Genomic DNA, 17783 nt, shown 5'->3' with positions numbered 1-17783 from the left:
GGATGGGAGGGGGCCTCCCCGGCCCCAGTACCGCCTGTACGTACCGAGCAAGTGGAGCACCGTGAAACGCCTGCGCCGGCCGCGCCGGATGCCGATCGACCCGTTCATCCTTCTCCTGCTGGCGACGGTGGGCGTCGCCGCGCTGTTCCCGGCTCGCGGGTCGGTCGCCGATGTGGCGTCCGGAGCCTCCACGGCGGCGATCGCCCTGCTGTTCTTCCTCTACGGCGCCCGGCTCTCCACACGTGAGGCGCTGGACGGCATGCGGCACTGGCGGCTCCACCTCACGGTCCTGGCCGCCACCTTCGTCGCCTTCCCGCTGCTCGGCCTCGCGGCCCGCGGGCTGGTGCCGGTGATCCTGACGGACCCGCTCTACCAGGGGCTGCTCTTCCTCACGCTCGTCCCGTCGACCGTCCAGTCGTCGATCGCCTTCACCTCGATGGCCCGCGGCAACGTGCCCGCCGCGATCTGCGCGGGCTCCTTCTCCTCCCTCATCGGCATCATCGCCACCCCGCTGCTCGCGGCCTCGCTGCTCGGCGGCAGCGGCGGCGGGTTCTCCGCGGACTCGCTGCTGAAGATCGTGCTGCAACTGCTCGTGCCGTTCCTCGCCGGACAGGTGCTGCGCCGCTGGATCGGCGGTTTCGTGACCCGGCACAAGAAGGTCCTCGGGCTCGTGGACCGCGGCTCGATCCTGCTCGTCGTCTACACCGCGTTCAGCCAGGGCATGGTGCAGGGCATCTGGCACCAGGTCAGCCCCGCCCGGCTGGGCGCGCTGCTCGGTGTCGAGGCCGTGCTCCTCGCCGTGATGCTGCTGCTGACCTGGTACGGCGGCAAGGGGCTGGGTTTCAGCCGGGAGGACCGGATCACCCTGCAGTTCGCCGGCTCGAAGAAGTCCCTGGCCTCCGGACTGCCCATGGCGAGCGTCCTGTTCGGCGCGCACGCCTCGCTGGCCGTGCTGCCGCTGATGCTCTTCCACCAGATGCAGCTGATGGTGTGCGCGGTGATCGCCAAGCGCCGCTCGCACGACCCGGGCGCCGAGGTCACCGCGCCGGAGCCAGCCGCAGAGACACGAACCGCGGTCGGTACAGGGACACGTTCCGGCTGAGCTGGGCCGCCGCGCCGGTCGTCTCCAGCCAGTTGACGTCGTAGCTCAGGACGAGCCGCCCGTCGCCGCTCAGCACCGGATGGACCTGCGGGTTGTAGGCGGCCACCTGGCCCTGCGGCAGCGACGGGCTGAACTCCTTCGCCGGCCCGTGCCACGGCCCGGCCGGGGAACACGCCCAGTACGAGGCCACGGTGGTCAGGCCCTTCGTGCCGGTGGCCATCGTGAACAGCACGTAGGTGCCGCCGTCCCGGACGACCGAGAACGCGCTGCCGACGCCCTTGCGCTGCCCGTCCCCGAGCACCGGCCGGGGGCGGGCGGCGGCCGTCCACGCCGAGCCGTTCCAGTACCGCCAGGCCGCCGGATCCCCGAGCCCGCCCTCCCGTACGCGCGCGAGATACGCGTGCGAGGCCGGGCGGGAGGCGGCCTGGCCGTCGTCGCCGCCGAAGACGTACGTCCAGCCGTCCTCCTCGACCAGTGTGGTGCCGAACAGCACCCGCCGGGACGGGTCGGGGACCAACTGCTGGTCGAGCACCTTGACGATCGACTCCAGGCGCAGAGCGGGCAGGGACAGCGTGGCGACCTCGGTCGCGGTGGGCACGCCGAAGATCCACGGGGCCTGCCCCGCCGTGCGCACCCACAGCAGCACCCGGACGACCTGCTCGGAGGAGCCGGGGGAGCGGGGTTCGACGCGGGCGGCGACCGGCCAGCGCCACTGGTTCGGCGCCGGGTCGGCGAACAGCGGGGCGGGCAGGGTGGTTTCGAGCCTGCCGTCGCGCATCAGCACGGCCGAGTTGCGCACCAGCGGTTCGGCCGTGTCCCGCCAGGCGTGGGACTCGCCGGCCGGGTTGGGCGGGCCGTACACCCGGCCCAGGAAGGTGTCCGAGAACAGCCACAGCACCCGGCCGTCGGGCAGCCGCAGCGAGTGGGTGCCGTCGCCGCCGGTCCAGTCGTCGGAGCGGCTCGCGTCGTCGCCGTAGCGGGCGAACTCGGCGGTGAGGGCGTCGTCCGCCTGCCAGGAGTCCACCGTCCGGGCCCGGCAGGCGTCGTCGTCCCGGCTCTCGTCGTCGGGCAGGGCGATGATCAGGGCGGCACCGAGAACCAGGGCCAGCAGCAGGCCGATCCCGGTTCCGGTGCGCTGTCGTGCTCGTGCTGCTCTTGAGTCGTCGGGCACGCTCCGTGACGTTAGTTGCTGCCGTTCACCTGGTCCATGGGCAGCCACAGGACGGTGCCCCTGGCGGCCGCCTTCGCGGCGCCGGACGCCAACTCCTCGTCGGACAGCGCCCGGTTCCAGACGCGGACGTCGTCGATCGCCCCGCCGAGGAACGCCCTGCTGTCCATCCGCTGGCCGATGTGCACGCCGAACGGGGAGTTGCGGCTGACGGAGCCCGGCACGTCCGCGGTGGTGAGCGGCGTACCGTCGAGGAAGAGCGTCAGCTTCCCGTCGCCCCGGCGCAGGGCCAGATGGTGCCAGCGTCCGTCGTTGTGGGCGCCGTCGGTCCACACCGAGGCCGATCTGACGGTGGTCGCGCCCGACCGGGTGGTGATGAGCCCCCGGACCCGGTCGCTCGCCGGCTCCCCGCGCAGCCAGATCTGCGGTTGGGTGCTGCCGATGCCGCCCATCCACAGGAAGGGCTGTTCGCCGGTCGTGGCCGTGTAGCGGAAGAACAGCGAGGCCGTGAAGTCCCCTTCGCCGAGCGGGAGCCGGGACCGGTACGGCAGCCGTACGGCGTCGTCGGTGCCGTCGAAGGACAGGGCGCCGCCGCGTACGCCGGTGGTGCGCGCGGCACCGCCGAGCACGGCCGCGGGCGTCGTGGCCGACGCGGCGTCTCGGGTGGTCGGGTCGGGGCCCCGGCGGGGCTTGAGCCAGTCCTCGGTGAAGCGGGCGAAGCGGATCTCGTCGCGGGCGTCGACCGCGCCGCCCTCGTACAGCAGGCCCACCGTCGTGCCGTCGACGGCCGCCATGTCGGAGTAGCCGGACCAGTCGGTGGTGACGACCGTGCCCCGGTCCACGGTGTCCCAGGTGCGCCCGCCGTCCCAGGACGAGCGGACCATCATCGTCCGGCGGCGGTCGGGGTCGGCCGGAGCGGACAGCAGCAGCCGGTCGCCGAGGCGTTCGGTCGCGCCCTGGACCTGCGGGGTGTAGAGGTCCGGGAGGTCGCGGAAGGGCGTGGCGAAGCTGTCGCCGCCGTCCCGGCTGAGGGTCTGGGAGCGGTGGCCCAGGTCGGTGCCGTCCTGTTCCCGGCCGCTGACGAGGACGGCGCCGTCGGTGCGTTCGGTGAGGGTCACCTCGGACGGCTTCTGCCGGAACGTGCCGTCCTGCGCTATGGGCCAGGAGTCCGTGGCGCCGATCCGCCAGTGGTCGCCGCCGTCGTCGCTGACGATGAGAGCGGCGTGGTTCGCGGTGACCCGGCTGCCGTCCCAGGTCTCGGTGTTGACGCCGAACACCAGCCGCCCGGCGTGCTTGCCGCGGGTGAGCTGGATGCCGTGCACGGGGCCCGTGGCGTACCAGGAGTTCCAGTGCGCGGGCAGGATCTGGTCGCTCAGGTCGCGCGGCTTCGACCAGGTCCGGCCGTCGTCGTCGCTGTACTGCAGATGCGGGGTGCGGTCGCAGGGGACGGTGCAGTTCCCGGCGTCCGTACGGCCGGTGTTGTACGTCTCGGCCAGCAGGATCCGGCCGGTCCCGCGGTCCACGAGGGGCGCCGGATTGCCGTGTGTGTCGCCGGCGCCCTCGGTGACGACCTGGAGCGGACCCCAGGTGCGGCCGCCGTCGGTGGAGCGCTTGAGGACGATGTCGATGTCGGCCGCGTCACCGCAGTTGAGGACGCGCCCCTCGGCGAAGGCGAGCAGTGTGCCGGACGTGGTCCGCACGATCGCCGGGATGCGGAAGCAGGCGTAGCCGGGGTCCTGGGAGGCCTTGAAGAGGACCTGCTGCTCGAACTCCGGTAAGGCCGTGGCCGGCCGGGCCTCGGCGGGGAGGGCCGGCGCGAGCAGTGCCGCGGCGGCGAGAACGGCTGTCAGGGTGGATCTCAGACGTGCGCGAAGACTTGACGGCATGGTGCGACCTGCCCTTCATGCGTCTGTCGGCTGGACCACCGAGCCATGGGAACGGACATCCGGGCGGCTGATACGGACAACCGGACATCCCACGTCCCATGTGTGGGGCCACAGACGGTACTTGGACTCACAGACCCCCCACAAGAAGCGTGCGTCAGGGGATCAGGACGACCTTTCCGCGGTTGGCCCGGGCCTCGATCTCCCCGTGCGCCTTCGCCGCGTCCGCCAGGGCGAACTCCCCGTGGACGACGGGCTGGATCTCTCCCGCCGCGAACAGCCGCCACAGCTCCTCGCGCCACCGCTCGTACAACTCCGGCTTCCCCCGGGCGATTCGGGCCATCTGGAACCCGATCACCGACTTGGCGCCCACGAGCAGGTCGTACGCCCGGACGGTGCCGCCGCCCGAGCTGTACGCCACCAGCCGTCCCTCCGGGGCGAGCGAGCAGAGGACCCGGGGGAGCAGCTCACCGCCGACCGCGTCCAGGGCGTAGTCGACGGGCGCGCCCCAGCTGTCGTCGCCGTAGCCGACGACGTGGTCCGCGCCCAGGCCCCGGACGAAGGCGGCCTTCGCCGGGTCGGAGACGGCCCCCACGACCCGGCCCGCGCCCCGCGTCCTGGCCAGCTGCACGGCCAGATGCCCGACGCCGCTCGCCGCCCCGGTGATCAGGACCGCCTCGCCGGGCTCGGGCCGGGCCGCCGCCAGGGCGCCGAGGGCGACCAGGCCGCCGCGGACCAGGGCGACCGCGTCGACGGCGCGGGCACCGGCCGGGACCGGGGAGGCCATGGCCTCGTGCAGCAGGGCGAAGTCGGCGTAGCCGTGGCCGAAGCAGAGCCCCGTCACACGGTCGCCGGTGCCGAAGCGGGTGACGCCCTCGCCGACGGCCGTGACCTCCCCGGCGATCTCGCCGCCGAGCGGGCCCGGCTCGGCCGCCTCGGTGACCTTGCGTACGACCGGGAGCGTGACGCCGATGGCCTCCGCGCGCACGAGCAGCTCTCCTGGACCGGGCCGGGGGACCGGAGCCTCCTCCACGAACAGGGGGCCGCCTCGGGATTCGTAGCGGACGCGGCGCATCGCACCTCCGGGATCGTTGGTCACCCCAATGAAGTCGTTGGGGAGCCCAACGGTATAGGACGATCATAGGAAGACCCAACGATTTCTTGGCTAGGCTGCGGCCATGTCGGAAGCCCCTCTGCCCGCGATCCGCTCCCTGCCCAGCTGGCTGCTCGGCCGCGCCGCCGCCCGCGGCCGGACCCTGGTGGCCGAGGCGCTGGCCGAGAAGGACATGAGGATGTGGCACCACGTGGTGCTGTCCGCCGTCCGTGACCTCGGCCCCGTCGCCCAGGCCGACCTCGGCCGCGGGATCCGGCTCGACCCCAAGGACCTGGTCGGCATCCTCGACGACCTCCAGGCGGCGGACCTGGTGCTGCGCGAGCCGGACCCCAGGGACCGCCGCAAGAACGCCGTGTCCCTCACCGCACGGGGAGCCCGGCTGCTCAAGCGCTGCGAGAAGGCGGCCCGCGCCGCCAACGACGAACTGCTCGCCCCGCTGTCGGCGGCCGAACGCGAGCGGTTCACCGACATGCTCCGACGGATATCCGGCACGGACGGCTGAAGCGGCCGGCCCGGGTTCGAGACGGGGCCCCTGCGGCGCAGGGGGCGCTCCCCGCCGGTCGGGGCCCCGCCGCCGTGTCGCGGAGGAACCTGTTCAGCCCTGGGCGGCCGCCGCCCGCAGAGCGATCCGGTCCTCACCCGCGTACACGTTCATGGAGCCGCCCCGCAGGAAGCCCACCAGCGTCAGACCGGTCTCGGCGGCCAGGTCCACCGCGAGCGACGACGGCGCCGACACCGCCGCCAGCACCGGCATCCCGGCCATCACGGCCTTCTGCGCCAGCTCGAAGGAGGCCCGGCCGGAGACGAGCAGGATCGTCCGCGACAGCGGCAGGTCCCCGTTCCGCAGGGCGCGGCCGACCAGCTTGTCGACCGCGTTGTGCCGGCCCACGTCCTCGCGGACGTCCAGCAGCTCCCCGTCCTCGGAGAAGAGGGCCGCCGCGTGCAGGCCCCCGGTCCGGTCGAAGACCCGCTGGGCCGCGCGCAGCCGGTCGGGCAGGCCCGCGAGCAGCTCCGGGGTGACCCGGACCGGGGGAGTGTCGGCGATGGGCCACCGCGCCGTGGTGCGCACCGCGTCCAGCGACGCCTTGCCGCACAGGCCGCAGGACGACGTGGTGTAGACGTTCCGCTCCAGCGTGATGTCGGGGATCACCACGTGCGGGGCCGTCTTCACATCGACGATGTTGTACGTGTTCGAGCCGTCGACCGTCGCCCCGGCGCAGTACACGATGTTCTGCAGGTCCCGCTGCTCCGCCAGCACCCCCTCGCTCACCAGGAAGCCCGCCGCCAGCGCGAAGTCGTCGCCCGGGGTGCGCATGGTGATCGCCAGGGGTTTGCCGTTGAGCCGGATCTCCAGGGGTTCCTCCGCGACGAGCGTGTCCGGGCGGCTGGAGACCACCCCGTCCCGGATGCGGAGCACCTTGCGTCGTTCCGTGACTCGTCCCATGTCCTGATCAGTCCCGGTTCTGTACGTGCTGGTAGCCGAAGCGGCCCTTGATGCAGAGATTGCCGTGGGTCACCGGGTTGTCGTGCGGCGAGGTGACCTTCACGATCTCATTGTCCTGCACATGGAGCGTCAGGTTGCAGCCCACTCCGCAGTACGCGCACACCGTCGTCGTCTCCGTCTGGCGCGACTCCTCCCACGTACCCGCCGCGCGCATGTCGAACTCGGACTTGAAGGACAGTGCGCCCGTCGGGCACACCTCGATGCAGTTCCCGCAGTACACGCACGCCGAGTCGGTCAGCGGCGCGTCGTGCTCCACGGCGATCCGGGCGTCGAAACCGCGCCCGGCGACCGAGATCGCGAAGGTGTTCTGCCACTGGTCGCCGCAGGCGTCCACGCACTTGTAGCAGAGGATGCACTTGTCGTAGTCGCGCACATACAGGTCGTTGTCGACCTTCGGTTCCTCGTTGAGCCGGGCCGCGTCCGGGCCGAAGCGGTCCGGCTTCGCCTCGTACTCCTTGAGCCACGCGGCGACCTTCGGGGTCGTCGACAGGTCCACGGAGGAGGCGAGCAGTTCCAGGACGATCTTCCGGCTGTGCCGGGCCCGTTCGGTGTCCGTGCGCACCTCCATGCCGGCCTCGGCCTTGCGGGAGCAGGCCGGGACGAGGGTCCTGGCCCCCTCCACCTCGACGACGCAGACACGGCAGGCGTTCTTGGGCCGGAGCGTGTCGCCCTCGCAGAGGGTCGGGACGTCCTTCCCGGCGGCCCGGCAGGCGTCGAGGATCGTCGAGCCCTCGGGCGCCCGCACCGGCTCCCCGTCGAGCGTGAACTCCAGCAGCCGGCGCGGGATCCCCAGCGGTGTGACGGTCATTCGTACGCCCCCAGACGGTCGATGGCGGATTCCACGGCGTTCCACGCGGTCTGTCCGAGACCGCAGATCGAGGCGTCCCGCATCGCGCGGCCGACCTCGCGCAGCAGGGTGATGTCCCCGGCGGCGTCGGCGCCGGCGCGCTCCACGATCCGGTGCAGCGCCTCCTCCTGCCGCACGGTCCCGACCCGGCACGGCACGCACTGCCCGCACGACTCGTCACGGAAGAACTCCGCGATGCGCAGCAGCAGCCGGGGCAGGGGCACGCTGTCGTCGAAGGCCATCACGACCCCCGAGCCGAGCGTCGTGCCCGCCTCCCGCGTCCCCTCGAACGTGAGAGGGATGTCCAGCTCGTCGGCCCGTACGAAACCGCCCGCCGCGCCGCCGAGCAGCACCGCCCGCAGCCCCTCGGACGCCCCGGCGAGTGTGAGCAGTTCGCCCAGCGTCGCGCCGAACGGCAGCTCGTAGACACCGGGCCGCTCCACGCTCCCGGACACGCAGAAGAGCTTCGGACCGGTGGACCTCTGCGTACCGATCGCCGCGTACGCCGGGGCGCCCATCGTCAGGATCGGCAGGACGTTGACCAGCGTCTCGACGTTGTTCTCCACCGTCGGCTTGCCGAACAGGCCCTTCTCCACCGGGAACGGCGGCTTCGAGCGGGGCTCGCCCCGGTAGCCCTCGATGGAGTTGAACAGGGCCGTCTCCTCACCGCAGATGTAGGCGCCCGCACCGCGCCGGATCTCGATGTCGAAGGCGTACCCCTGGCCGAGGACGTCGTCGCCGAGCAGTCCACGCGCGCGTGCCTGCGCGATCGCGTGCTCCAGCCGGCGCAGGGCGCGTGGGTACTCGCCGCGCAGATAGAGGTAGCCCCGGTGGGCGCCGGTCGCGTACGCGGCGATCGTCATCGCCTCGACCAGCGCGTACGGGTCACCCTCCATGAGCACACGGTCCTTGAAGGTGCCCGGCTCCGACTCGTCGGCGTTGCAGACGAGATAGTGCGGACGGTCCGGCTGGGACGCCGTGGCCTGCCACTTGCGGCCGGTCGGGAAGGCGGCGCCGCCCCGCCCGACCAGACCCGAGTCGGTGACCTCGCGGATCACCCCGGCCGGGCCCAGCTCGAAGGCCCGGCGCAGGGCGGTGTAGCCGCCGTGGGCGCGGTAGTCGTCGAGGGAGGCCGGGTCGACCACGCCGACGCGCTGGAGCAGCATCAGACCGTCCTGCCCGGCCTGGGGCACCGCCAGCGCCGCGGGCGGCTCCTCCGGCGCCGAGTCGGGAGCGCTCGCGGCGAGGACGGCCCGCTCGACGGTCGCCGGCGCCGACACCGCCGTACGCACGGGATCCCCGGCCTTGACCGCGAGCACCGCCGGGGCCCGTTCGCACAGGCCCAGACAGGGGCTGCGCTCCACCGTGACACCGCTGCCGAGGCCCAGCCGGGCCTCGATCCCGGCGCACAGCTCCGGCGCCCCGGCCGCCGCGCACGCCAGGTCCGTGCACACCTGGAGCACGGTCGCCGGACGGGGCTTGACCGAGAACATGGCGTAGAAGGTGGCGACCCCGTACGCCTCCGCCGGAGGCACCGTCAGCCGCCGGCAGAGGTAGTCGAGGGCGCCGTCGCTGATCCAGCCGATCCGGTCGTTGATCGCGTGCAGCCCCGGCAGCAGCAGGTCGCGGCGGTCCCGGGCCTCACGCCCGCCCCGGGCCCACCTGAGATCGGCATCGGAGCGGTCGGCGCCCTCCCAGGAGGACTCCGGAGGCCCGAGCAGGGCGTCGACGGCCGCCCGTTCCTCGTCCGTCGGCTTGCTGTCACCGAAGTGCAGGTCCACAGTGCGTCACCCCACGATGGTCGCGATGGGCAGCTTCTCGATCCGGATCGCCGACGCCTTGAACTCCGCCGTCCCCGCGATCGGGCAGTTCGCCTCGATCGTCAGCGCGTTGGTGTCCACCTCGTCGGGGAAGTGCATGGTCATGAAGGCGAGCCCGGGCCGCAGCGCGGTGTCCACCCACACGGGCGCCGTCACCGACCCGCGCCGCGAGGTGACCTGCACCTGCTCACCGACCACCACCCCGTAGCGCTCGGCGTCCTCCGGGCACAGCTCGATGAACTCGCCGCGCCGCAGCGGGGAGGCGTAACCGCCGCTCTGCACACCGGTGTTGTACGAGTCCAGCCGTCGCCCGGTGGTCAGCCGGATCGGGTACCGCTCGTCGGTGAGGTCCACGGGCGGGTCGTGCTGCACGATCCCGAAGGGCGCGAGCCGGCCGCGTGCCGAGGGGTCGGACTCCCACAACCGGCCGTGCAGATACGTCGGTTCGAGCCGCTCCGTGCTCGGGCACGGCCACTGGATGCCCTGGTGCTCCTCCAGGCGCTCGTACGTCATGCCGTAGTGGTCGGGCGAGATCGACCTCAGCTCGTTCCACACCGTCTCGGCGTCGGCGTACTTCCAGTCATGTCCGAGACGGGCCGCGAGATCGCAGAGGATGTCGATGTCCTCGCGCGCCTCGCCGGGCGGGGCGACGGCCCTGCGGACCCGCTGCACCCGCCGTTCGCTGTTGGTGGTCGTGCCCTCGGTCTCCGCCCAGCCGGCGGTGGCCGGCAGGACGACGTCCGCGAGTTCGGCCGTCTTCGTGAGGAAGATGTCCTGGACGACGAGGAAGTCCAGGGCCTTGAGCCGCCGTACGGCCTGTTCGCTGTCGGCCTCCGACTGGGCCGGGTTCTCGCCGATGCAGTAGACGGCCTTGAGACCGCCGTCCTCCATCGCCTCGAACATCTCCGTGAGGTTCAGTCCGTAGTGCGGCTGGATGACGGTGTCCCAGGCCGACTCGAACTTCAGCCGGGTGTCCGGGTCGAGGATGTCCTGGAAGCCGGGCAGCCTGTTGGGTATCGCGCCCATGTCGCCGCCGCCCTGCACGTTGTTCTGCCCGCGCAGCGGTTGCAGGCCGGAGCCGTAGCGGCCGACATGGCCGGTGAGCAGGGACAGATTGATCAGGGCGCGGACGTTGTCGGTGCCGTTGTGGTGCTCGGTGATGCCGAGGGTCCAGCACAGTTGGGCGCGCTCGGCCCGGGCATAGGCGTGCGCCAGCTCGCGGATGGCGGCGGCCGGTACGCCCGTCACCTTCTCGGCGAGCGACAGCGTCCACGGCTCGACCAGCGCCCGGTACTCCTCGAAGCCGGTGGTCGCCCGCTCGACGAACGCCTCGTTGGCGAGGCCCGCGTGGATGATCTCGCGGCCGATCGCGTGCGCCATCGGGATGTCGGTGCCGACGTTGAGGCCGAGCCAGCTCTCCGCCCACTCGGCGGTCGAGGTCCGGCGCGGATCGACCGCGTACATCCGGGCCCCGTTCCTGATCCCCTTCAGCACATGCTGGAAGAAGATCGGGTGCGCGAAGCGGGCGTTGGAGCCCCACATCACGACGAGGTCGGTGTGCTCGATCTCCTCGTACGACGACGTCCCGCCGCCCGAGCCGAACGCCGCCGACAGACCCGCCACGCTCGGGGCGTGACAGGTGCGGTTGCAGGAGTCGACGTTGTTGGTGCCCATGACGACCCGGGCGAACTTCTGCGCCACGTAGTTCATCTCGTTGGTGGCGCGGGCGCAGGAGAACATCCCGAACGCGCCGCGCGCGGCCTGGATGCCCCGGGCGGCCCGGTCCAGGGCCTCCTCCCAGCTCGCCCGCCGGAAGGGCTCGTCGCGGGAATCACGGACGAGCGGGTGCGTCAGCCGGGTGTAGGTCTTCGGGCTTCGATCGCGTTTCCTCATGCGGCGCTCCTCAGCGCGAGCAGGTCCGAGATGGCGTGCACGGTGCGCAGGGTGGGCACCTCCACGCCGGTGATCTCCGCCAACTCGACGACCGCCGCGAGGAGTACGTCGAGTTCGAGCGGCTTGCCGCGCTCCAGGTCCTGGAGCGTGGAGGTGCGGTGGTCGCCGACCCGCTCGGCGCCCGCGAGGCGGCGCTCGATGGAGACGCCGACCTGGCAGCCGAGGGCCTCGGCGACCGCGAGCGTCTCGGTCATCATGATCTCGATGACCTTGCGGGTGCCGCCGTGCAGGCACATCTGTCGCATGGTCGCGCGGGCCAGCGCGCTGATCGGGTTGAAGGAGATGTTGCCGAGCAGCTTGACCCAGATGTCGTCCCGCAGATCGGGCTCCACCGGGCACTTGAGCCCACCGGCCTGCATCGCCTCACTGAAGGCGAGACAGCGGGCCGAGAGGCTGCGGTCGGGCTCGCCGATGGAGAACCGCGTGCCTTCCAAATGCCGTACGAGGCCCGGCCCTTCGAGTTCGGTCGCCGCGTAGACGACACATCCGACGGCCCGTTCGGGCGCGAGCACCGCACTGACCGCGCCGTCCGGGTCCACGCTCTCGACGCGGTGGCCGTCGTAGGGGCCGCCGTGCCGGTGGAAGTACCACCAGGGGATGCCGTTCTGGGCCGCGACGACCGCTGTCGTCCCGTGCAGCAACGGCGCGATCAGCGGCCCGCACGCCGCGTACGCGTTGGCCTTCAGGCCCAGGAAGACGTAGTCGACCGGGCCCACTTCGGCCGGATCGTCGGTGGCGTGGGGGTGCGCGGTGAAATCGCCGCGCGGGCTGCGCACCCGGACTCCGTGCTGCCTCATGGCCGCCAGATGCGGTCCACGGGCGATGAGATGGACCTCGGCGCCCGCGCGGTGGAGCGCGGCGCCGACGTAGGCGCCGATGGCACCGGCGCCGAGAACTGCGACTTTCACGGGAACACTCCGTTCGGTTTGAGGGATACCGCGGAGGTGTGACCGCCGTACGGCCGCTGGGGAACGCGCCGTGCGGCTTGTGTCGACGAAATATTGTCTACAGTATGGAGGTTGGGGCGGCAAGGGTCCGCGCGCCGACCGTTCGCCGCATGCTGAATACCGCTCACCGCATACGGTCGACGCGCCGCCTTTTCAACTTCCCTGCGACTGCCTACCGTCCGGGAATCATGAGTCCCCCAGTCGCGCCCCCGGGCTGGAGCCGCTGGCTCGTCCCGCCCGCCGCTCTCTCCGTACATCTCTCCATCGGCCAGGCCTACGCCTGGAGCGTGTTCAAACCGCCCCTGGAGTCCGCGCTCGGACTCAGCGGCACGCAGAGCGCGCTGCCCTTCCAGCTGGGCATCGTCATGCTGGGCCTGTCCGCCGCGTTCGGCGGCACGCTCGTGGAACGCAACGGCCCCCGCTGGGCGATGACCGTCGCCCTGATCTGCTTCTCGTCCGGCTTCCTGCTCTCCGCGCTGGGCGCGTCCCTGGAGCAGTACTGGCTGATCGTGTTCGGCTACGGCTTCGTCGGCGGCATCGGCCTCGGCATCGGCTACATCTCTCCCGTCTCCACCCTGATCAAGTGGTTCCCGGACCGGCCCGGCATGGCCACCGGCATCGCCATCATGGGCTTCGGCGGCGGTGCGCTGATCGCCTCGCCGTGGTCGGCGCAGATGCTGGAGTCCTTCGGCGGTGACAGCTCCGGCATCGCCGTGGCCTTCCTCGTGCACGGGCTGTCGTACGCGGTCTTCATGCTGCTGGGCGTGCTGTTGGTCCGGGTTCCGCCTCATGCCTCAGGGGCGCGGGGAACTGCGCGACAAGCCCCCACCGGCCCGCAGGTATCCGCGAAACAGGCGCTGCGCACTCCCCAGTTCTGGCTCCTGTGGACCGTGCTCTGCATGAACGTCACCGCCGGCATCGGCATCCTGGAGAAGGCCGCGCCGATGATCACGGACTTCTTCGCGGACACCTCCACCCCGGTGTCCGTGACGGCCGCCGCCGGCTTCGTCGCCCTGCTGTCGGCGGCGAACATGGCGGGCCGCATCGGCTGGTCCTCGACGTCCGACCTGATCGGCCGCAAGAACATCTACCGCGTCTACCTGGGCGTCGGCGCCGTGATGTACGCGCTCATCGCCCTGTTCGGCGACACCTCCAAGCCGCTGTTCATCCTGTGCGCGCTGGTCATCCTGTCCTTCTACGGCGGCGGCTTCGCGACGATCCCGGCGTATCTGAAGGACCTGTTCGGGACGTACCAGGTCGGCGCCATCCACGGGCGGCTGCTCACGGCCTGGTCCCTGGCCGGTGTGCTCGGGCCGCTGATCGTGAACTGGATCGCCGACCGGCAGGAGGAGGCGGGCCGGCACGGCGCGTCCCTGTACGGGCTGTCGTTCGTCATCATGATCGGCCTGCTCGTCGTCGGCTTCGTCGCCAACGAGCTCGTCCGGCCCGTCGACCCCCGTCATCACGTCCCGCAGCCGAAGGAGGCCGATCGTGTCCAGCAGCAGTCAGAGTCCGCCTAGCCCGGACCGGCGGTGGCTGATCGCCTTCGCCTGGGTGTGGGTGGGCGTACCGCTCGCCTACGGGCTGTACGAGCTCGTCCGGAAGGCCACGCAGCTCTTCACCGGGTAGACGTTCGACAGGTGCGTGGGCGTCCGGGGTCCTGACCGAAGCTGACAAGCCTGGTGCTCGTTTCCTGTTGCCTTGGCTGCCGTCGTACCCGTGAGTCACTGCTCAGACTGGTGGGTCACGCTACCCAAGGCAACGAGGGGGACCCACCCATATGAACGGCTCGCGCATCGCCGCCGTCGGCCACTACCAGCCCGCCAAGGTGCTCACCAACGAGGACCTGGCGGGCACGGTGGACACCAGTGACGAGTGGATCAGGAGCCGGGTGGGAATCCGTACCCGCCACATCGCCGGGCCCGACGAACCCGTCGACGAGCTGGCCGCCCACGCCGCCGCCAAGGCCCTCGCGGCGGCCGGCCTCGCCCCCGCCGACATCGACCTGGTGCTGGTCGCCACCTCCACCGCCGTCGACCGCTCGCCCAACATGGCCGCCCGGGTCGCGGCCCGCCTCGGGATGCCGAACCCGGCCACCATGGACCTCAACGTCGTGTGCGCCGGGTTCACCCACGCCCTGGCCACCGCCGACCACGCCGTTCGCGCGGGGGGCGCGAGCCGGGCGCTGGTCATCGGGGCCGACAAGATGTCCGAGGTGACCGACTGGAGCGACCGCACCACCTGCGTGCTCGTCGGGGACGGGGCCGGGGCCGCGGTGGTCGAGGCCGCCGAGGAGTCCGGCATCGGGCCGGTGCTGTGGGGCTCGGTGCCCGAGATGGGTCATGCTGTGCGGATCGAGGGCACTCCGCCCCGTTTCGCCCAGGAAGGGCAGAGTGTCTACCGCTGGGCGACGACGCAGCTGCCGCCCATCGCGCGCCGGGCGTGCGAGCGGGCCGGTCTCGAGCCGGCCGACCTCGCGGGGGTCGTGCTGCACCAGGCGAACCTGCGCATCATCGAACCCCTCGCCGAGAAGATCGGCGCGGTGAACGCCGTCGTCGCGCGCGATGTCACCGAGTCCGGCAACACCTCCGCCGCGAGCATCCCGCTCGCCTTCTCCAAGCTCGTCGAACAGGGCGCGGTCTCCACCGGCGACCCGGTCCTGCTGTTCGGCTTCGGCGGGAACCTGTCGTACGCGGGACAGGTCGTGCGCTGCCCCTGAGCCCTCCGGCCGCAGGGGTGTGACGCGGCCAACTGCCCCGAACCCTGGCCTTTGTGCGCCGTAGACTGTAGACGAAAGACAATCGATACTGACTCTGCGGCGGCACCGGTGGCCGCCGCGCTGTGCACGGCCCTGCCGAGGAGGGGGACCGCGATGCTGTCGACAGGCCTGCCCCAGGGGGCGGTACCCAAGCTGGAACGCCCGGGTCCGCTGCGTGACCGTGTCTACGAGGCACTCCTCGAACTCATCACCACCCGGGCCCTCCAGCCCGGCCAGCACCTCGTCGAGAGCGAACTCGCCGGGCATCTGGGGGTCTCCCGGCAGCCGGTGCGCGAGGCGCTGCAACGGCTGAACACCGAGGGGTGGGTCGATCTGCGGCCCGCCCAGGGCGCGTTCGTGCACGAACCGACGGAGGAGGAGGCCGACCAGCTCCTCACGGTCCGTACGCTTCTGGAGGCCGAGGCGGCCCGGCTCGCGGCGGCCAACGCGACCAGCGCGGGGCTCACGGCCCTGGAATCCCTGTGCGCCGAGGGCGAGAAGGCCGTCGAGGCGGACGACGTGGACAGCGCCGTCGCCATGAACGCCCGCTTCCACGCCAAGATCATGGAACTCGCCGGCAACGCCGTCCTCGCCGAACTCGCCGCCCAGGTGGACCGGCGCGTGCGCTGGTACTACACGCCGGTGGCCCGCCAGCGCGGCCACCAGTCCTGGATCGAACACCGCGAACTGATCGCCGCGATCGCGGGCCGGGACGAACAGCGGGCCACTCAGCTGATGCGCGAACACACCGAGCACACACGGCGGTCGTACCACGCGCGGGCGCGTTCGTAGCGCTCGCTCCCTTCAGCGGGCTGTCAGCACCGCCTGGGTCTGCGTCGTCTGGCCCACCAGGGTGCCCTCCTCGTCGTGCAGGTCCGTCCGGACGGCGAGGAACGAGCGCCCCACGTGCACGGGCCGTGCCTCGGCGCGGACGACGCCCGACCGCACGGCGCGGAAGAAGTTCGTCTTCGACTCGACCGTCGAGGTGCCCGCGCCCGGCGGCAGATTGAGGAACGCGCAGACCGCGCCGGCCGTGTCGGCGAGCGCCATCAGGGCTCCGCCGTGCAGGGCGCCGCCCACCGTGCACAACTCCGGAGCCCAGGGAAGCGCGGCCCTGACCCGGGCGGGGGCGGCCTCCTCGAGGGCGATGCCCAGCTTCCCGGCGAAGGGAACCGCCCGCAACAGGGCCTCGGGGGCAGGAGTGTCGGTCATACGGGACCTCCGGACGTCGACGACGCGTGCTGGTGCCAGCCTGACCTGGGCCGCGCTCACGGTCGATTACCTGCCGGGTAAGGCTCGCCCCTCGTGTCTTTGTCCTGTGAGTGGAAAAAGTAGAGCCCAATTCCTGCGCGACTTCTTCCCACCTCCGGCAGCCGCTGCTACGTTCCCTCCGAAAGCAAGCCACTGATGTGGCGGAAAACCGGCGCGCACAGGCCGATCGAGGCGGGGAGGGGCTCGTGAGACGTATGACCGCACGACCCGGAAACGCCCACCAGGCCCGACTGCTCACGCTGTTGCGCGACGGCGGCCCCAACTCCCGTGCCCAGCTGGGCGACCAGGTCGACCTCTCGCGGTCCAAGCTCGCCGTGGAGGTGGACCGGCTGCTGGAGACGGGGCTGGTCGTGGCCGACGGACTCGCCGCCTCGCGCGGCGGCCGCCGCTCCCACAACATCCGGCTCAACCCCGGTCTGCGCTTCCTCGGCGTCGACATCGGCGCGACTTCGGTCGACGTCGCCGTCACCAACGCCGAACTGGAGACGCTCGGCCACATCAACCAGCCCATGGACGTACGCGAAGGCCCGGTCGCGGTCTTCGAACAGGTCCTGGCCATGGCCGCCAAGCTCAAGGCCTCGGGGCTCGCGGAGGGGTTCGACGGCGCCGGCATCGGCGTCCCGGGCCCGGTCCGCTTCCCCGAGGGCATCCCGGTGGCACCGCCGATCATGCCCGGCTGGGACGGCTTCCCCGTGCGGGAGGCGCTCAGCCAGGAACTCGGCTGCCCGGTCATGGTCGACAACGACGTGAACCTCATGGCGATGGGGGAGCAGCACGCGGGCGTCGCCCGCACCGTCGCCGACTTCCTCTGCGTCAAGATCGGCACCGGCATCGGCTGCGGCATCGTCGTCGGCGGTGAGGTCTACCGCGGCACGACGGGCAGCGCCGGCGACATCGGGCACATCCAGGCCGTGCCCGACGGCAGGCCCTGCGCCTGCGGCAACCGGGGCTGCCTGGAGGCCCACTTCAGCGGGGCGGCCCTCGCCCGCGACGCCACGGAGGCCGCCCAGCAGGGACTTTCGGCCGAGCTGGCGTCACGTCTGGAGACGAACGGCGGTCTCACCGCCGTCGACGTCGCCGCCGCGGCCGCCGCGGGCGACGCCACCGCCCTCGACCTGATCCGCGAGGGCGGCAATCACACCGGCCAGGTCATCGCCGGCCTGGTCAGTTTCTTCAACCCGGGCCTGGTGGTGATCGGCGGCGGGGTGACCGGTCTCGGCCACACCCTGCTCGCCGCGATCCGCACCCAGGTCTACCGCCAGTCGCTGCCGCTGGCGACCGGCAATCTGCCCATCGTCCTGGGCGAGTTGGGACCCGCCGCCGGTGTCATCGGCGCGGCCCGGCTCATCAGCGATCACCTGTTCTCACCTGCGTAAGCGCACAGTTCCGTACGGCGTACCTGTACCGCGCCCTGC

Annotated in this window: 16 protein-coding genes; 7 read left to right on the top strand and 9 right to left on the bottom strand. The window is 71.8% G+C overall.

The features are described 5' to 3' along the window. Window positions 1-88 precede the first annotated feature (88 nt). The gene (locus KJK29_RS05165; protein ID WP_215124154.1) at window positions 89-1102 is read left to right on the top strand and encodes a bile acid:sodium symporter family protein; all 1014 of its coding nucleotides are present in this window, start codon (window positions 89-91) and stop codon (window positions 1100-1102) included. Here KJK29_RS05165 and KJK29_RS05160 read toward each other — a convergent pair. The 3 genes from KJK29_RS05160 to KJK29_RS05150 all read right to left on the bottom strand — a co-directional run bounded on the left by KJK29_RS05160 (window position 1038) and on the right by KJK29_RS05150 (window position 5228). Then, complete coding sequence (locus tag KJK29_RS05160; protein ID WP_215117514.1) at window positions 1038-2273, bottom strand: DUF4185 domain-containing protein; 1236 nt, start codon at window positions 2271-2273, stop codon at window positions 1038-1040. The genes KJK29_RS05165 and KJK29_RS05160 overlap by 65 nt on opposite strands. An 11-nt stretch (window positions 2274-2284) precedes the next feature. Next, window positions 2285-4156 carry a sialidase family protein gene (locus tag KJK29_RS05155; RefSeq protein ID WP_215117513.1) on the bottom strand — a complete coding sequence of 624 codons (1872 nt, stop codon included), beginning with the start codon at window positions 4154-4156 and terminating at the stop codon, window positions 2285-2287. 154 nt (window positions 4157-4310) lie between these two features. Continuing rightward, window positions 4311-5228 carry a quinone oxidoreductase family protein gene (locus tag KJK29_RS05150; protein ID WP_215117512.1) on the bottom strand — a complete coding sequence of 306 codons (918 nt, stop codon included), beginning with the start codon at window positions 5226-5228 and terminating at the stop codon, window positions 4311-4313. Window positions 5229-5331: 103 nt separating this feature from the next. Here KJK29_RS05150 and KJK29_RS05145 point away from each other — a divergent pair, with 103 nt between their 5' ends. Then, window positions 5332-5769 (top strand): MarR family winged helix-turn-helix transcriptional regulator, encoded by a 438-nt coding sequence (locus KJK29_RS05145; protein ID WP_215117511.1) that lies wholly within the window; start codon window positions 5332-5334, stop codon window positions 5767-5769. A gap of 93 nt (window positions 5770-5862) precedes the next feature. On the opposite strand, the gene fdhD is transcribed toward KJK29_RS05145, so the two are convergent. Genes fdhD through KJK29_RS05120 form a run of 5 tightly spaced genes read right to left on the bottom strand, consistent with a single transcriptional unit; the run spans window position 5863 to window position 12299 of the window. After that, window positions 5863-6711 carry a formate dehydrogenase accessory sulfurtransferase FdhD gene (gene fdhD / locus KJK29_RS05140; protein ID WP_215117510.1) on the bottom strand — a complete coding sequence of 283 codons (849 nt, stop codon included), beginning with the start codon at window positions 6709-6711 and terminating at the stop codon, window positions 5863-5865. Between the two features lie 7 nt (window positions 6712-6718). Then, window positions 6719-7579: a 2Fe-2S iron-sulfur cluster-binding protein gene (locus KJK29_RS05135; RefSeq protein ID WP_215117509.1), complete on the bottom strand. Its 861-nt coding sequence runs from the start codon at window positions 7577-7579 to the stop codon at window positions 6719-6721. Then, complete coding sequence (locus KJK29_RS05130) at window positions 7576-9399, bottom strand: NAD(P)H-dependent oxidoreductase subunit E (RefSeq protein ID WP_215117508.1); 1824 nt, start codon at window positions 9397-9399, stop codon at window positions 7576-7578. Before KJK29_RS05130 ends, KJK29_RS05135 begins: the two co-directional genes overlap by 4 nt. Before the next feature lie 6 nt (window positions 9400-9405). Next, window positions 9406-11331 carry a molybdopterin oxidoreductase family protein gene (locus KJK29_RS05125; RefSeq protein ID WP_215117507.1) on the bottom strand — a complete coding sequence of 642 codons (1926 nt, stop codon included), beginning with the start codon at window positions 11329-11331 and terminating at the stop codon, window positions 9406-9408. Then, window positions 11328-12299, bottom strand: coding sequence for a 2-dehydropantoate 2-reductase (locus tag KJK29_RS05120; RefSeq protein ID WP_215117506.1), 972 nt, complete (start codon window positions 12297-12299; stop codon window positions 11328-11330). The genes KJK29_RS05125 and KJK29_RS05120 overlap by 4 nt, the downstream gene beginning before the upstream one ends. Window positions 12300-12526: 227 nt before the next feature. Between KJK29_RS05120 and KJK29_RS05115 the strand changes: the two genes are divergently transcribed. From KJK29_RS05115 to KJK29_RS05100, 4 genes are all read left to right on the top strand, one after another. After that, window positions 12527-13858, top strand: coding sequence for an OFA family MFS transporter (locus KJK29_RS05115; RefSeq protein WP_215117505.1), 1332 nt, complete (start codon window positions 12527-12529; stop codon window positions 13856-13858). Then, the gene (locus KJK29_RS05110; protein ID WP_425584286.1) at window positions 13827-13967 is read left to right on the top strand and encodes an MFS transporter small subunit; all 141 of its coding nucleotides are present in this window, start codon (window positions 13827-13829) and stop codon (window positions 13965-13967) included. Before KJK29_RS05115 ends, KJK29_RS05110 begins: the two co-directional genes overlap by 32 nt. Window positions 13968-14118: 151 nt before the next feature. Next, complete coding sequence (locus KJK29_RS05105) at window positions 14119-15057, top strand: beta-ketoacyl-ACP synthase III (RefSeq protein WP_215117503.1); 939 nt, start codon at window positions 14119-14121, stop codon at window positions 15055-15057. Window positions 15058-15210: 153 nt separating this feature from the next. After that, window positions 15211-15888 carry a GntR family transcriptional regulator gene (locus KJK29_RS05100; protein ID WP_215117502.1) on the top strand — a complete coding sequence of 226 codons (678 nt, stop codon included), beginning with the start codon at window positions 15211-15213 and terminating at the stop codon, window positions 15886-15888. A 12-nt stretch (window positions 15889-15900) separates the two neighbouring features. Here the strand turns inward: KJK29_RS05100 and KJK29_RS05095 are convergent, their stop codons facing one another. Beyond that, entirely contained in the window at window positions 15901-16308 is a 408-nt protein-coding gene (locus KJK29_RS05095) for a PaaI family thioesterase (protein ID WP_215117501.1), read from the bottom strand. 254 nt (window positions 16309-16562) lie between these two features. Here KJK29_RS05095 and KJK29_RS05090 point away from each other — a divergent pair, with 254 nt between their 5' ends. After that, window positions 16563-17744, top strand: coding sequence for an ROK family transcriptional regulator (locus tag KJK29_RS05090; RefSeq protein ID WP_184588398.1), 1182 nt, complete (start codon window positions 16563-16565; stop codon window positions 17742-17744). The last annotated feature ends 39 nt before the right edge of the window (window positions 17745-17783 follow it).

Origin of the sequence: Streptomyces koelreuteriae, from assembly GCF_018604545.1 — a bacterium.
Classification (GTDB): Bacteria; Actinomycetota; Actinomycetes; order Streptomycetales; family Streptomycetaceae; genus Streptomyces; species Streptomyces koelreuteriae.
This window is presented reverse-complemented; position numbering and strand designations above follow the sequence as displayed.